Here is a 16,120-nt window from a genome sequence, read left to right on the forward strand (position 1 = left end):
GTCTTCGTTTCGTCTTCTACTCTAAACTGATCTACCTGAAATCAATCTGAAGATTACCGCAATAACTGCTATCACTAGTAATACGTGAATTAATCCGCCTGCACTGTAAGCGAAGACTCCGACTAGCCAGCCAATAACTAGAATGACTGCGATGAAATACAATAAAGAACTCATAGTTTTGTTGTTTAGGTTGGTTAAATAGTTTAGATCATTTAACTCAAGTGGTATGCCTTTTTAAATTAAAAATTTAAAATCGTCTCCAAATGCGCTAATTAGCCTTATTATCACAGTCGAATAATAAATTAAGAATAATCGCCCGGGGTTTTTGAGTAATAAATTCCCCAATTCAAGGAAAATCTAAATGGCAAAGAAAGAAAAACCATCTATCCGTCAGGTAAAAATATATTCTATCGTTACTCTTATTCTAATTGTAGTCGGCAGTGCTATTTCCTATTGGACAGCTGGAAGAATAGAGTTCTACACCAATGCCGTAATGCACACTTCGGAGGTACTTCAAAGAACAAACGAACTGTATTCAAGTATTCTAGAGCGAGAAACTAACATCAGAGGGTATGTCATCACCGGGAATGAACAGTTTCTAACGAATTATAGGCAATCCAAAATTAATGCAGACGTTCTGTTAACCCAATTGCAGAATTTGACATTAGATAATGGTGTACAACAGAATAATATTGAAGAACTAAGAGGTTTAATAAATGCCAGAGTAAGGACTTTTGAGGCTACCATTGCCTATTTTAAAGAACATGGGAACTTGGAGGGGTTTTTAGACCCTAGCAAAGCCAGTAATGCACTGAATGGCTATTCAATGATCAAAAATGTAGTATTGCGCATTAATGACGTTGAAAACAATCTTTTTCAGGAAAGAAACCAAAACTTAATCAATAATATCAACGCCTTACCGTTTATTGTAGGTCTTATTTCACTTTTCTCCATTACGATAGGATTAGTCACTTTTTTTTCAATCTACCAATACAATAAAGCCCAAATAGTTGCTGATAATGATAGAATCATATTTCAGGAAAAACTCAAAGATCAGATAAACCTCTTGGATGAATCTAACAAGGAACTAGAACAGTTTGCTTATATAGCCTCACACGATTTACAGGAACCTTTGCGTAAAATCACTTCGTTTTCTGATCTCTTGAAGGAACAATATGCAGATAAACTGGAGGGAGATGGAGAACTATACCTAAACCGCATCACTGCAGCTTCTATTCGGATGAGACGGTTGATTACCGATCTTTTAGAATACAGTAGAGCTGGCAAAATAGAGAATGAGCAGATCAAAGAAGTAAAACTTTCAAAAATCATCTCAGAGATGTTGGAAGACGTAGAAGTAGCCATTCAAGATAAATCTGCAAAAATAACCCTAGGCAATTTACCTAAAGTATACGGGGCTGAGACAGAGTACCGGCAAGTGTTTCAAAATCTTATTTCAAACTCTATTAAATTCTCTAAACCTGACACAGATCCTGAAATATCGATTACCGCTGAAGAGGCTGGTCTTGATCTTGTAAAAAAATTCCCAACCCTAACCAGAGAAAAGAAATATCATTTGATTAAAGTAAGTGATAATGGAATTGGTTTTAACAAAGAGTATGCAGATCGAATTTTTTCTATCTTCCAACGGTTACATGGGAAGAAAGATTATGAAGGTACTGGAATCGGACTCTCCATTACTCGCAAAATCATCGAAAAAAATGGTGGAGTAATTTTTGCAGAGAGTAATCCTTCAGAGGGTGCCACATTTAATATACTACTGCCTTTTATCACTACTTAATATCGAAATAGTTAGTACAATGCTTATTTCAAAAAATCATACTTATCTTTTCATCAGAATCTAACCCTTGTTCATTCAAGACTTTATGCTCATGTCCTTCGAGAAACCTATCCAAATCTTAGTCGCAGAAGATGATGAAGATGATAAATTATTAATCCTTAAAGCCTTTGAGAGGACTTTACCAAAGGAAAAAGTCACTTGTGTGGAGGATGGTGAGGCTCTCTTGAAATATTTAAAGCGCGTCGCGCCATACAATGATCTGCTGAAGTACCCTCGACCAGATATTATTCTCCTAGATCTTAATATGCCAAGAGTTGGTGGTAAAGAAGCTCTTGCAGAGATCAAAAGATGTGAGGATCTGAAGTCGATTCCTGTCATAATTTTCACTACGTCCAGTAACCTTGATGATATTCAGATCACCTATAAAATGGGATCAAGTAGCTTCATCACCAAACCAGGATCATTTGAAGAATTAGTAAGAGTCACTGAAGAAATTGAAAATTATTGGTCGAAAACTGTTTTGTTACCAGACTAATCATAAAAACATGTTTACCGGAAAGAATATAAAAATACTTTACGTGGATGATGATCCAGATGATATTTTGCTGGCATCTACTCTCCTAAAGAGAATTACTGACACAGTCTATGAATTAGAAGGAGCTACCAGTCTTGAGGAGGCCAGTTTAAAACTCAATCAAAATTTCGACCTATACTTAGTTGACTACAGATTAGGAAAGGACACTGGGTTAGAGCTTATCCGCGAAATACATTCAATAAGAAAACATGCTCCAGTAATCATGCTTACGGGTATGAGTACTGGTAATATCGACAAAGAAGCACTTAATCTAGGTGTGTCAGATTACCTAGTTAAAGGTGAATTTGATGCGCAGACGCTAGACAGAACGCTGAAGTATGCTATTCGAGATTCTCATTTGATGGAGTCTTTATCAAGCGCGGCTGTCAAGTTTAGGTCAATATTTGAGCTCGCTACCGATCCATTTCTATTAATGGATTATGAAGGTGAAATATTAGAAGTCAATCCTGCCTTTCAGAAAAAATTTGGATTTAAAGTAGATACCCAAAACTCGGGTGAAACTTATTACTTCAAAGATTTATTACCTGAAGAATCTTCTCGCCAAGAGTTAGAGCAGTTATTTTTAAATGGTGAGGAGCTATACGATATGGAAGCTTTGCTGACCATTGAGCATGGCCATTCGATCAATAGCTTGATCAGTATAGTAAAGCAAGATGTAAATATATACCAAGTACTTATTAAAGACTTAAGTGCAATCAAAGCGAAAGAGGAAGAGGAACTAAACCTTAAGAAATTCTCCTCTACCGGTAGAATTGCAAGGTTACTAGCCCATGAGGTAAAAAATCCTTTGACCACCATTCTCCTTTCTGCTGATCAGCTACATATGGAACTCCCTGAGTCCGTTTTGTTAGAAAGTGGAGATTTGATAGACGTTATACGCAGGAATTGCGACAGAATAAATCACCTGGTAACTCAATTGTTGGACAGCACAAGATTCACAGAACTGGACGCCAAAAACCATTCAATAAACACACTGTTAGATGAAGCGCTGGAGCATGTGAACGACCGGATTGATTTTAAAGGAATTACCATCCAAAAACTATATCAAACGGATATCTGCGACATTAGTGTAGATGGCGATAAAATTAAAATTGCATTAATAAACCTTATTGTAAATGCCATAGAAGCCATTCCGGAAAAAGGAGGAAAGCTTATATTAAAAACTTCAATTAAAGAAAATCAATGCCGAATCGAGATCAAGGATAATGGTGAAGGTATTCCGAAAGAAAACCTAGAACGACTTTTCGAACCCTTCTTTACCAGCAAAGCTACTGGTTCGGGCCTTGGACTAACTAATACCCAAAACATTATTTTAAGTCACGGTGGATCCATTCGTGTCAAAAGTGAAGTTGGAAAAGGCACTTCTTTCTTAATCACTTTCAACCTTCCTAGTTAATTTTTCATAGCATCATCGATTTAAAACAACTCGCCTTTAATACCTGCAAAACGAATGACTTTTAATGAGAGAATTCCAAGGGAAATTAGCAGCTTTTGAGTTTAATCATTGGCAATACCACGTGCCTATTCCTAGTGAAATCTCAAGTCAACTAATGGAAGCACATAATCGCCGTGTTTTGGTATGGATTAAAAGTGAAGGGCCATTTCATATGGCGTTGATGAAAGCTAAGGACTATTGGTATGTGTTGGTTAATCAAGATTTGCGTAAGCGTTTCAATCTAAATGAAAATTCAACTTTTCAGCTAAAAATAGATAGCGATACCAGCGAATACGGTCATGAAATGCCAGAGGAACTTCAAGTCCTCATGGATCAGGATGAAGAAGGTGCTTCGTTTTTCAAAAGTCTGACTCCAGGCAAGCAACGAATGATGGTGTATACGGTGACTAAGGTAAAAAGTCCCGAAAGTCGAATGAGGAAAGCACTTGCAATTATCCATCATCTCAAACTTGTCCAAGGTAAGCTAGACTACAAACAACTGAATGAGATGATAAAGTATTACAATAAGTTGTAATAATACGCGCTGCCTTTGCTTACTTTTTGTATTTTGAATTTCACTCAATTTTTACCCCAATAATGAAGAAACTGCCAGAAATAAATTGTGATTTAGGAGAAGGCATACCAAACGAAGAACAGATCTTTCAATACATAGATACAGCCAGCATCGCTTGTGGGGGGCACTTTGGGGATGAAAACTCGATCAATGAAAGCTTGGAATTAGCTTTGAGATTTAAGAAGAAAGTAGGTGCTCATCCCTCCTATCCGGATCAAAAGAATTTTGGGAGAAAAACTATGAAGCTTCCCGATAAAGATCTTAAGAAGTCAATATTGGTTCAAATACTGAAATTTGAGCAATTGGCTGAGAAATCTGGAATTGCTATGGATCACATCAAATTTCATGGTGCGCTATACAATGAAGCTGCAGCAAACGCCGAAATGGCGGATAGCCTCACTGACTTTATCGCGACTCATTTCCACAATACGCCCATATTTGCTCCTCCATATTCTGAATTGGAAAAGTTTATTCAGCAAAAAAAATTGCATCAACGAGTAGAGGTTTTTGGGGACAGAAGGTACTTGGACAATTACCAATTGGTTCCAAGGTCTGTATTTGGATCTCATTTGATTTCAGAAAGTGAGATCTCTCCGCCACTAAAATCATTATTTGAAAACGGCTATCTACTATCTGATTCCGGTAAAAAACTTCCCTTCCATCCAGATACAATTTGCTTCCATGGAGATAATCCAGGTATTCAGGACTTTTTGCCAAGAATCCGAAAAAAATTCTGGAAATGAAGCCAAAGCTCAAACAAATCTCTCCTTTGTTGTTTGAATTTGAATGGGAATCCAATGTGTCCGACCTATTACTCCAACAGCAACTAAGCTTCAAATCGGCGTTCGAAAAAGAATTTAGCACTAACCTATGTGAGCTACGAATGGGATTCAAAACCTTATCAGCTCTATTTTCAATACCGCTTGTATATATTGAAATCAAAAATTGGCTCAACTCTTTTTCAATAGAAGAATCAACTATCCCCCTTCCACAGAAGATTTGGCAAATTCCTGTTTGCTATGCTGACCAAACTGGTCGAGACCTGGAAGCTTTAGCAAAGGCAAAACAGGTAACTGTAGCAGAATTAATAGCTCTTCATTCGAAACCACTTTATCGGCTTCATTTCTATGGGTTTTTACCCGGGTTCATGTACTTAAACGGACTTCCAAAAATCCTTCATACAGCAAGAAAAGTGGTCCCTGACAGAGAAGTACCTGTAGGTTCTATAGCAATCGGTGGAGCGCAAACAGGAATCTACCCGTCGTCCAGTCCCGGTGGATGGCATTTGATCGGGCAAACTCCAATAACTATGTTTGATGCAGATCAAGCGAGGCCAGTTTTCGCTTCTGTAGGAGAAAGAATTGAATTCACACCCATTTCTATCCTGGAATTCGATCGGTTAAAAAGACATCCAATGAAACCGAAATTCAGATGAAACCGGAAAGGGATATCGGCTATATGAAAATTTTAAAAACTGCCCCGGGAACCTCAGTTCAGGATTTAGGTAGAGTGAGATTTTCTCAATTTGGTATTCCCAATTCAGGGGCACTGGATTTACGTTCATTTGTTTGGGTTAATCATCTTCTTCAAAATAAAGATTCTGATGCGGCACTTGAAATCTGTCAGCCAGGGTTAAAAGTGCAATTTGATTCGCCTACTATGATTTATCTTGCTGGTGCCAGAGCATCTGCAAAGCTAAATGGAAAAGTTCTTTCTAATCCTGGCTTACTGCCAATTCAAGCAAATGATCTATTGGAAATAGGCGCTATGGAAATTGGAGCTGTGCTCTATTTAGGAATAAAATATGGCTTTCAAACCGAGAAAGTAATGCAATCCAGAAGTTTCTATAGTGGAATAACCCAGTCTGATTTCGCAAAGAAAGAGCTGAGAATTCCATACTTCACCTATAAAGAGGTGCCGGCCTCTACTTCTTCCAAAGTCAAATGGAATATAAATTGGATACAGGAAAAAGTCATAGATGCTTATCCAGGCCCAGAATGGGAATTATTAAGTAAACAGTCAAAGGAAATACTAGATTCCTACGAGTTCACAGTCTCAGATTTAAAAAACAGAATGGCAATTCAATTGAATGAATTGCTTCCAAATTCCCTTCCCGAAATGGCTACCGCACCGGTTTTTCCAGGAACAGTTCAGCTTACCTCGGGAGGCAAATTACTTGTGTTAATGAAAGACGCTCAAGTCACCGGTGGTTATCCTAGAATTCTACAGCTCGAAGAACAGGCTATTTCGATTCTCGCTCAAAAAAAACCAAAGGAAAAAATAAAGTTTTCCTTAAAAACATTCTCCTAAAAAAAACGGCTTTCCCTCTTGAGGAAAGTCATTTTCCCTACTATCTTACACTTTTACATTGACAATAGACCAGATGGATAATAGCTTAAAAGAACAAATTATTGGACAGGGAATGAACCCTGATACTGTAGCACAACAAATTCAACATTTCGAAAACGGCTTTCCCTTTTTAAAAATCACCGCCCCTGCCACGCCAGGAGACGGCATCAAGGTATTGACTGATAAAGAGTTGAACCATCATCTTGCGACTTATCCTGAGAAGGCTGCTCAGATAGAGGTATTGAAATTTGTACCTGCGAGTGGAGCTGCCTCACGGATGTTCAAGGATCTTTTCGCTTTTCTGGAAGGAGATGGAGATATCAGCAAATCTGCGTTTGTACGGAAATTCATGAATAACATAGAGAAGTTCGCCTTCTACGAGGATCTGGATGAAGTCCTGGAAAGTCAGGGAAGTAGCATATATCATGCGCTAGACACCAAAGATTATAAAAGCATTTTGGCAGCGCTACTTTTGGATGAAGGCTTAGGCTATGGAAACTTGCCGAAAGGCTTATTGAAATTCCATCGTTATAAAGATGGACGAAGAACTCCTGCTTATGAGCATCTGATCGAAGGAGTTCAATATGCAATTGGAAAAGGATCGATAGTAAAAATACATTTCACAGTTTCTCCGGAGCATGCTCCAAAATTCAAAGCTGAAATAGAGAAAATTCTACCTAGAATTGAGAAAGAATTCGGAGTAAATTTCGAAATCAGCTACTCTCAGCAGAAGAAATCGACTGATACCATTGCCGTAAATACGGATAACAGCCCATTTACTGAAGAGGATGGCAGTATACTCTTCAGACCAGCTGGTCATGGAGCTTTACTGGAAAACCTAAATGAGGTTTCTGCAGATCTGATCTTTATCAAAAACGTGGATAATGTAGTTCCTGATCGCTTAAAAGACGAAACTAAAACCTACAAAATGGCAATAGGTGGAATGCTGCTGGAAGCTCAGGAAAAAGTCTTTGAGTCCCTACATGCGCTGGATAAGGAAGAAAATGAGGAATCAGTGTCAAAAGCAGAAGACGTATTGACACAAGCTTTGGGAGTGAAAGTACCAGAAGATTTTTCACACCTCTCCATTGAAGCAAAAGCTGCCTTTCTAAAAGTCAAACTCAACCGTCCAATTCGTATATGTGGAATGGTGAAAAATACTGGAGAGCCTGGCGGAGGTCCTTTTTGGGTCAAAGAAGAAGATGGGTTCCAATCACTTCAAATCTTAGAAACTGCCCAGATCGACCTGAATGATCCAGCTTCAAAAGAACATTTCAACTCCGCTACCCACTTCAACCCAGTTGATTTGGTATGCGCTACCAGAAATTACAAAGGTGAGTCTTTTGACTTGCTACAATACAGAGATATGATGACTGGATTTATCACGGAGAAATCCAAAAGTGGCAAAGACCTTAAAGCGCTGGAACTACCTGGACTTTGGAATGGTGCAATGTCAGGCTGGAATACCATCTTCGTGGAAGTTCCGCTGATTACTTTCAATCCTGTGAAGACAGTGAATGACCTTCTAAGAGACGAACATCAATAAAAGTTAAAAAGCTGAAGTCTAAAGTCTGAAAATTTCAGATTTCAGATTTCAGCTTTCTGAATTTATTCTTCTTTTTTGCCCTCGTACAAATCGTATTTTAGCAAGCGGCAGTCAATAGTGCCATTCCAAAACTCAATTCTACGACTTGCTTTCAACCCTATTTTTTTGGCTAATTCAAGATTCCCCGTAAAAATATAGCCTCTGTATCCTGCACATTTCTGCTTGAGGAAATCCCCCATTCTTTTGTAAGTCAATTGCAGCTCATCGTTCTCCCCTAGCCTTTCGCCATATTCTGGGTTGAACATGATCACTCCACGTGGACGTTCAGGTATTTCGGTTTCTGCAAAATCACAAACCTGAAATTCTATCATGTGATCCACTCCTGCTGTGATTGCATTTTCCTGGGCAAAAGAAATCGCTTGAAGAGAAATATCAGAGGCAATGATCTTGAGATCAGGAAGCTCCATGATTTTACTTTCGAGCTTCTTTTTCTTTGCTAAAAAAGCCTGCTCATCATATCCCAAAATATGCTGGAAAGAATAATGGTCTCTGTAAAGCCCTGGATAGCGTTTAGTCGCCATCAGCGCCGCTTCGATTGCCAAAGTCCCAGAACCACACATAGGATTGATAAAAGGAACTCGGGTATTCCACTCAGTAGCGTATATCGTCGCTGCCGCCAAAGCCTCCATCATCGGTGCTTTTCCAGGAATTTTGCGATAGCCATGCTTGGCTAAAGTATCTCCAGAAGTATTGATGTAAACCGAACACTGGGTTTCTTTCCAATAAACCTGAAAAACCAAGCCATTAAAATCTGAACCAGAATCTGGTCTACGTCCCTTTATTTCACGGAAGCGATCAACAATAGCATCTTTCACCTTGACATTTACAATCAATGGAGTAGTGATACTTTCATTTTCTGCAACAGAATTTACCGAGAAATACCCATCTACATCCAGGTAGTCTTCCCAAGGAATCGCTTTGAATCTACGGTAGATATCATCCGCATTTCTCAAGTAAAAAGATTTGATTTCATATAGCACCTGGGAGGCAGTTCTTAGGTACAGATTGAGATCCATGCATTCTTCCATGGTCGCCTTTAGTTCTATGCCTGTCCTAGTGACAGCTTCAGGCACGAATCCTAATTCACGAACTTCCTTTTCCAAATAAGAAACTGAGCGATCCTTACAGGTGACAAAAACTTTTCCTTTGAGATTAAAATCAAGCATGCGCAAAAGTAACAAATCGAGCACAACTAAAAGTGATGCGAAGTAATGATTATTCTATGTGAGATTCCATCAGACCTAGTAAAGTCAAATAATATCCTGATGAAATGCCTATGAGAAGGCTTCATAAACCTCAGGATGATTGCTTAAGGCATTCCATCTGACCATTATAATTCAAAAAATAAGCAGATTAAAGATCAACAAATACATTCCATAATATTTTCAGCATTGATAGTCAATGATTTTGGAAGGCATACTCGCAAACGATTGCGTAACTTAACAAGATTGCGTTTGCTGCAATCGCACTAAATCTTGAATTTTATATTGAACAATAATATCACAACATTATGAAATATACCCGAAATCTATTCGCGGTTTTACTTACCTCAATCACTCTGGCTAGCTGTGCTAGCGAACAAAAAGTGGACGATGGTTGGACTGAATTATTTAATGGTAAAGACCTAAGCGGTTGGAAAACAGTTGCGGGTACTGCCACATTTGAAGTAGTAGATGGAACTATCGTAGGCTCTGCGGTTGCCGATTCTCCTAACACATTTCTGATTACTGAGGAGACTTACGGAGATTATATTCTGGAACTTGATCTCAAAATCGAGCACCTTTCCAGCAATTCCGGAGTGATGACTCGTGGCCAATTTGACCCAGCGGCGAGAGATGGAAAAGGCCTAGTTTATGGCTACCAAATCGAAGCTGATCCTTCGGAAAGAGCATGGTCAGGTGGATTATATGACGAAGCGAGAAGAGGATGGCTTTACCCTCTTGATCTGAATCCTGAAGCAAAAACTGCTTTTAAAATGGGTGAATTCAACCATTATAGAATCGAAGCTATAGGTGATGAAATCAAAACCTGGGTGAATGGTCAACCAGTGGCTTACGTAGTAGATGATATGGACAAAAGCGGCTTTATAGGTTTGCAAGTGCATAGTATTCGTAATCCAGAAGATGCTGGTAGAAAAACCACATTTAAAAATGTAAAAATTCAAACAGAAAACCTTGAGTCAAAAGCTTTTGACAAGGATATTTTCGTAGTGAACAATAGCCTGAATTCTCTAACTGAATACGAAAAAAACAATGGATGGAAGCTGCTTTTCAACGGTCAAAATTCTGATGGCTGGAGAGGTGCATATAAAGAAACTTTTCCTGAGCATGGCTGGTCTGTAAATGATGGCATCTTGTCAATCGCTGCATCAGATGGAGGAGAATCTACCAATGCCGGTGATATTGTAACTACAGAAAAATTTTCAGCTTTTGATTTAGCCTTTGAATTTAGACTAACCGAAGGAGCTAACTCTGGTGTGAAATATTTCGTAACCCTTTCCGAGGGAAATAAAGGCTCTGCCATAGGACTTGAATACCAGGTTTTGGATGATGAAAAGCACCCAGATGCAAAAATGGGTAGAGATGGCAATCGAACTTTAGCTTCCCTTTATGACTTAATCAAAGCGGATAAACAACCACGATTTGTTAAACCAATCGGAGAATGGAATAAAGGCCGGGTGGTTGTGACTCCAGACAATAAGGTGGCTCATTACTTAAATGGTGTGAAAGTAGTAGAGTATGTAAGAGGATCGCAAGAATACCGAGACTTAGTGGCAATAAGTAAGTATGCGAAGTGGGAAAACTTTGGCGAAGCAACAGAAGGACATATTCTTCTTCAAGATCATGGAAATGACGTAAGCTTCAAAAACATTAAAATCAAGAGCTTGAAATAAACCCAAAATCAATTATGAAGAACAACAGAAGAGACTTTATCAAAAAATCTGCTGCTGCCACTGTGGGATTCTCTGCCTTGGGTACAGCCGCTTTTTCCGCTAAGTCATACGCAAATATCATAGGAGCAAATGATCGTTTAAATGTTGCCATTGCTGGTTTAGGAAGACGCCTTGGAGCTTATTATGAACCTATTGGTTTGAAATCCAGCAATGTAAATCTGATGTATCTCTGTGATGCCATGGAATCGCAGATGCCAAAGGCTGCAAAGAATTTCTCGAAGCATATAGATTACGCTCCTAAACTCGAACAAAATGTCATGAAAGTAATGGATGACAAGGAGGTGGACTGTATGATCATCGCGACACCCGATCACTGGCATGCACCAGGTACATGGCTTGCTTTGGAGCGTGGCAAAAATGTTTATGTGGAAAAACCGTGTTCTCATAATCCACATGAAGGTGAATTGCTGATTGCTCTGCAGAAGAAGTATAACAAAGTAGTGCAAATGGGAAATCAGCAGCGCTCTGCTCCTGAAAGCCGGGAAATCATTAAAGCCATTCATGACGGAGCGATAGGCAAAGCATTCATGGCAAAAGCTTTTTATAGCAACAATAGAGGAGCCGTCCCAAATCCTGTCGCAGCGCCTGCACCAGCAGGTTTAGACTGGGAAATGTTCCAAGGTCCAGCACCAAGAAGAGCCTATACGCATGACACATGGGACTACAATTGGCACTGGTATGGCTGGGAATATGGAACGGCTGAAACAGGAAATAATGCAACTCATGAACTTGATGTAGCGCGCTGGGCACTTCAGGTAGATTATCCAAGTGAAGTTTTGGTTACAGCTGACAAGCGTCACTTTGCTGAAGATGGCTGGGTGATGTATGATACGATGGACGCTACGTTTAAATTCGGAGATGGATCGGTAATCCAATGGGATGGTAAAAGCAGAAATAGCTATAAAACCTACGGATCAGACAGAGGAACAATCATTTACGGCACTGAAGGTTCAGTTTATGTTGACCGAGGAGGCTACAAGCAATTCGACAGATCAGGGAAAGAAGTGAAAAGAAATCTATCTGGAGGCAATGAAGCTGGTACGGCACTTGGAGGCGGTGGAGACATGAGTACGATTCACATTGTGAATTTTTTCAATGCGGTTCGTGGATTAGAAAAGCAAAACTCCAACATTGAAGAAGGAGCAGTCAGTACCCTTCTTTGCCATTTGGCCAATATTAGCTATAGAACTGGAGAGAATCTCATTTGTGACCCAAGCAATGGGCATATAAAAAATTCTAAGAAAGCATCAGCGCTTTGGACTAGATCGTATGAAAAAGGTTGGGAACCCCCGAAGGTTTGATATGTTTGTTAAATTATTTATATAAGTTTATTATTATTAACAAATAATTTTTCAAATGACACTATATAAGTATGAAAGAAGGTCAGCTTAGCTGGCCTTTTTTTAATTAAAATCAGATAAAAATCTGCATAGTGATTTATTAGGATTTCTAGGTTAACAACTTGCTATTGATTTTAGACCGAAAAGTTAATTTTTATAAGGTAAAGCGTTTTGAAACCTGAATTAAAAAGTTAGAAATAGGCAATCATTGCGCATCTAAAAAGGGTTATTTTACCCGATTAACGTAGATATAGACCAATCAAAGAAACATTAAACCATTAACATAGCGCAATCGATTGCGTAAAATAAAGCCGGGGTTTATTAAAAGAAATTATCTTTAAAATCATACCTTAACTACAGATTGTATATTCTGAGTTTCAACCAAATAGGTTGTATTCTTAAGTATAGAATCAGAAACCTAATTTTCTTTTAACAAAACCTAAAATTATGAAGCCAAAAATTTACACTTATTTAAGTGTACTACTTTTTGTGCTGCTATCCATAACACATGGATATGCGCAAAACGCACAAGTTAGTGGTACAGTTTACGATGAAACAGGTCAGCCCCTACCGGGTGCTACCATCCTTGTAAAAGGTACAACCACCGGAACCACATCAGACTTAGATGGAAAATATTCCATCTCAGCTCCATCAAATGGCACTCTTATTATCTCTTTTATTGGTTACAACCCTACAGAAATAGTAATAGGCAACCAGTCTGTAATTGATGTGAATCTGACTCCTGACCTATCAGATCTGGAGGAAGTGGTGGTTGTCGGTTACGGAACGGCTAAAAAGAGTCAGTTAACAGGAGCTATCTCCTCAGTGGGCTCAAAAGAAATAGGTGAACTTCCTATTACTGATGCTAGACAAGCACTACAAGGACGTGCAGCAGGTGTCGATGTGACACAGCCAGGATCCAAGCCAGGATCAGCTCCTCAAGTTAGAATTAGAGGTAGAAGATCATTCAACGCTTCGAATGAGCCACTTTATGTAGTAGATGGAATTCCACTTGCCGGGGGAATTGACGACATCAACCCTCAGGATATTACTTCGATGGAAGTCTTGAAGGATGCCTCTGCTACTGCTATCTATGGATCTAGAGGATCAAACGGTGTAGTGTTGATTACTACAAAGAGAGGTTCTGTAGGTAAAACCGTAGTATCCTTAGATGCTTACTATGGAATTAACAAGGAGCTAGGAAGAATTGATGTTTTCAACGGTCCTGAATTTGCTGAATACAAAAGAGAATCTCGTAGAGCGGGTGAAGGCTACCCTGAAGGTCCTGCTACTCCTGAAGCAGATGCTTCAATATTTGAGCCAGTAGAACTTGATGGCATTGCTCAAGGAAGAACTACAGATTACCCTGCTGGGTTATTAAGAAACGGTTCTATTCAAAGCTACCAATTAGGAATTAGTGGTGGTAGTGATAAAACCACTTTCTTCGTTTCAGGTAACTACTTCAAAGATGAAGGTGTAATCATCAATCAAGATTATACCCGCTATACCTTTAGAGCAAATATTGATCACAAGATCACGAAAAACATCAAATTCGGAACTTCTACACTTGTCACTTATAGTGAGCGAAATGGAGAAAACTTCAATCCTTTGGGAGGTGCTCTTGCAGAGAATCCACTTGGGAAACCTTATGATGATGAAGGAAACTTAATTTTCCTTCCTACTCAAGATGGATTAAGAACAAACCCATTTGCAGAAATTGTACCAGGTGCACAGTCGGATTTGACTAAAAATTATAGAATCTTCAACAGTATTTTTGCTCAGTATGACATCCTTCCTGGCCTTAGCTATAGAATGGTATTTGGCCCAGACATTACGATAAGCAGAAATGGCCGATTCACAGGTTCACAGACTAATTCTAGACGTGGTGGAGCTGCTACAGGTAGCGTAGATGATAGATTTACTTTCAATTATACATTTGAAAATATCTTGACCTACACTAAAACCTTCAATGATGTTCACAACTTAAACATCACAGGTCTACAATCAATTCAGCGAGATAAATTTGAACAAAGCACTATCTCCGTTTTAGGTATACCAGCAGAGTCTCAGCTATACCATAGATTGGGAGATGCATCACAAATTACCGGTGCTAATACAAACCTTGTAGAATGGTCTCTTATGTCGTTCATGGGTAGAGTCAACTATGACTTCAAAAACAAATACCTAGTAACCGCAACATTGAGAGCTGATGGTAGCTCTAGATTTGGAGCAAATAATAGATTTGCTTACTTCCCTTCAGTTGCCCTTGGTTGGAATATTCATTCTGAATCATTCATGCAAAACTCTAGCACTATAGATCAATTGAAGCTTAGAGCTTCCTATGGTTCTATCGGTAACCAAGCGATTAACCCATACCAAACGCAAGCCTTACTTGGCAGAACGAGCTATGCTTATGACAACACTGCTGCCTTTGGTTATAGACCAAATACGATTGGTAACCCTGATTTGAGATGGGAGACTTCTACTACTCTCAACTTAGGATTGGATTTTGCACTTTGGAAAAGTAGAGTATTTGGATCCATAGAATATTACGTCACGAATACCAGTGATCTACTTGCACCACAGCCACTTCCTAATTCTATCGGATTCGGTGGTTTCACAACCAACATTGGTGAAACTCAAAACCGTGGTGTTGAATTGACTATTTCTACTCTAAATGTAGAAAAAGGAGACTTTACCTGGTCTTCTGACATCATTTTCACCAAAAACACGGAAGAAATTATTTCCTTACCAAATGGTGATGACATCTCGGCAGGTAGATTTATTGGTCAGCCATTGACGATATTCTATGACTTGAAAAAGATAGGCATCTGGCAAACATCCGAAATCGATGAGGCTAAGTCATACGGAAGTGTTCCGGGTGAAATCAAAATTGAAGACTTCAACAATGATGGAGTAATCAATTCACTTGATAGACAATTCTTAGGTTCTGCAGTGGCCGATTTTGCAATGGGTTTCACAAACAGATTTAGCTTTAAAGGATTTGATTTGTCATTCTTCCTTTATGGAAGATTCGGCTCTATGCTTAGATCTCAATTCCATACTCAAAACAATTCACTTGCTGGTAGATATAACAATTTGGATGTTGATTACTGGACTCCTAACAACCCAACCAATGCCTATCCAAGACCAAATGTGAACCAAGAAAGTGCGAAATATGCAAGTTCAATGGAATATTTTGACGGTACATTCATCAAAGTAAGAAACATCAACTTTGGTTATAATTTCTCACCAGAAGCCGCTAAGAAGATCGGGATGACAAGCTTGAGAATTTATACAAGTATTCAGCAGCCATTTATATTTGCTAACTACCGCTCTGAGCACAAAGGAATCGATCCAGAAGTATTTATCGATGGCGAGCAAGGTGTAGGTGGAGGTATTGTTAATTCTAACGTATCCCCAGCTGTCACTTCTTATACATTTGGTATCAATGCTAAATTCTAATC

At 38.9% G+C, this 16,120-nt stretch carries 13 protein-coding genes; 11 read left to right on the forward strand and 2 right to left on the reverse strand.

The window, feature by feature from the left end:
* Positions 1–21 precede the first annotated feature (21 nt).
* Complete coding sequence (locus QOL76_RS01290) at positions 22–174, reverse strand: lmo0937 family membrane protein (protein WP_283411213.1); 153 nt, start codon at positions 172–174, stop codon at positions 22–24.
* A 187-nt stretch (positions 175–361) separates the two neighbouring features.
* On the opposite strand from QOL76_RS01290, the gene QOL76_RS01295 reads away from it, so the two are divergent.
* The 8 genes from QOL76_RS01295 (at position 362) to QOL76_RS01330 (ending at position 8,300) form a co-directional block, all read left to right on the forward strand.
* Positions 362–1,801, forward strand: a complete 1,440-nt coding sequence (locus QOL76_RS01295) for a sensor histidine kinase (protein WP_283411214.1) — start codon at positions 362–364, stop codon at positions 1,799–1,801.
* Between the two features lie 91 nt (positions 1,802–1,892).
* On the forward strand, positions 1,893–2,336 hold the full coding sequence (locus QOL76_RS01300; RefSeq protein WP_283411215.1) for a response regulator: 444 nt from the start codon (positions 1,893–1,895) through the stop codon (positions 2,334–2,336).
* A gap of 10 nt (positions 2,337–2,346) precedes the next feature.
* Complete coding sequence (locus tag QOL76_RS01305) at positions 2,347–3,792, forward strand: hybrid sensor histidine kinase/response regulator (RefSeq protein ID WP_283411216.1); 1,446 nt, start codon at positions 2,347–2,349, stop codon at positions 3,790–3,792.
* 64 nt (positions 3,793–3,856) lie between these two features.
* Positions 3,857–4,366, forward strand: coding sequence for a YdeI/OmpD-associated family protein (locus QOL76_RS01310; protein WP_283411217.1), 510 nt, complete (start codon positions 3,857–3,859; stop codon positions 4,364–4,366).
* A 62-nt stretch (positions 4,367–4,428) separates the two neighbouring features.
* Positions 4,429–5,148, forward strand: a complete 720-nt coding sequence (locus QOL76_RS01315) for a LamB/YcsF family protein (RefSeq protein ID WP_283411218.1) — start codon at positions 4,429–4,431, stop codon at positions 5,146–5,148.
* Positions 5,145–5,840: a 5-oxoprolinase subunit PxpB gene (gene pxpB, locus QOL76_RS01320; protein ID WP_283411219.1), complete on the forward strand. Its 696-nt coding sequence runs from the start codon at positions 5,145–5,147 to the stop codon at positions 5,838–5,840. The genes QOL76_RS01315 and pxpB overlap by 4 nt, the downstream gene beginning before the upstream one ends.
* The gene (locus QOL76_RS01325) at positions 5,837–6,715 is read left to right on the forward strand and encodes a 5-oxoprolinase subunit C family protein (protein ID WP_283411220.1); all 879 of its coding nucleotides are present in this window, start codon (positions 5,837–5,839) and stop codon (positions 6,713–6,715) included. The genes pxpB and QOL76_RS01325 overlap by 4 nt, the downstream gene beginning before the upstream one ends.
* A gap of 73 nt (positions 6,716–6,788) precedes the next feature.
* Complete coding sequence (locus QOL76_RS01330) at positions 6,789–8,300, forward strand: DUF4301 family protein (protein ID WP_283411221.1); 1,512 nt, start codon at positions 6,789–6,791, stop codon at positions 8,298–8,300.
* Between the two features lie 62 nt (positions 8,301–8,362).
* Here the strand turns inward: QOL76_RS01330 and QOL76_RS01335 are convergent, their stop codons facing one another.
* Positions 8,363–9,526: a THUMP domain-containing class I SAM-dependent RNA methyltransferase gene (locus QOL76_RS01335; protein ID WP_283411222.1), complete on the reverse strand. Its 1,164-nt coding sequence runs from the start codon at positions 9,524–9,526 to the stop codon at positions 8,363–8,365.
* 344 nt (positions 9,527–9,870) lie between these two features.
* Here QOL76_RS01335 and QOL76_RS01340 point away from each other — a divergent pair, with 344 nt between their 5' ends.
* The 3 genes from QOL76_RS01340 to QOL76_RS01350 all read left to right on the forward strand — a co-directional run bounded on the left by QOL76_RS01340 (position 9,871) and on the right by QOL76_RS01350 (position 16,118).
* A complete protein-coding gene (locus QOL76_RS01340; RefSeq protein ID WP_283411223.1) occupies positions 9,871–11,253 on the forward strand; it encodes a 3-keto-disaccharide hydrolase in 1,383 nt (460 codons plus the stop codon).
* A gap of 14 nt (positions 11,254–11,267) precedes the next feature.
* Positions 11,268–12,614, forward strand: coding sequence for a Gfo/Idh/MocA family protein (locus QOL76_RS01345; RefSeq protein ID WP_283411224.1), 1,347 nt, complete (start codon positions 11,268–11,270; stop codon positions 12,612–12,614).
* Positions 12,615–13,100: 486 nt separating this feature from the next.
* Complete coding sequence (locus tag QOL76_RS01350; protein WP_283411225.1) at positions 13,101–16,118, forward strand: SusC/RagA family TonB-linked outer membrane protein; 3,018 nt, start codon at positions 13,101–13,103, stop codon at positions 16,116–16,118.
* The last annotated feature ends 2 nt before the right edge of the window (positions 16,119–16,120 follow it).

The organism is Algoriphagus winogradskyi, assembly GCF_900182815.1.
Classification (GTDB): Bacteria; Bacteroidota; Bacteroidia; order Cytophagales; family Cyclobacteriaceae; genus Algoriphagus; species Algoriphagus winogradskyi.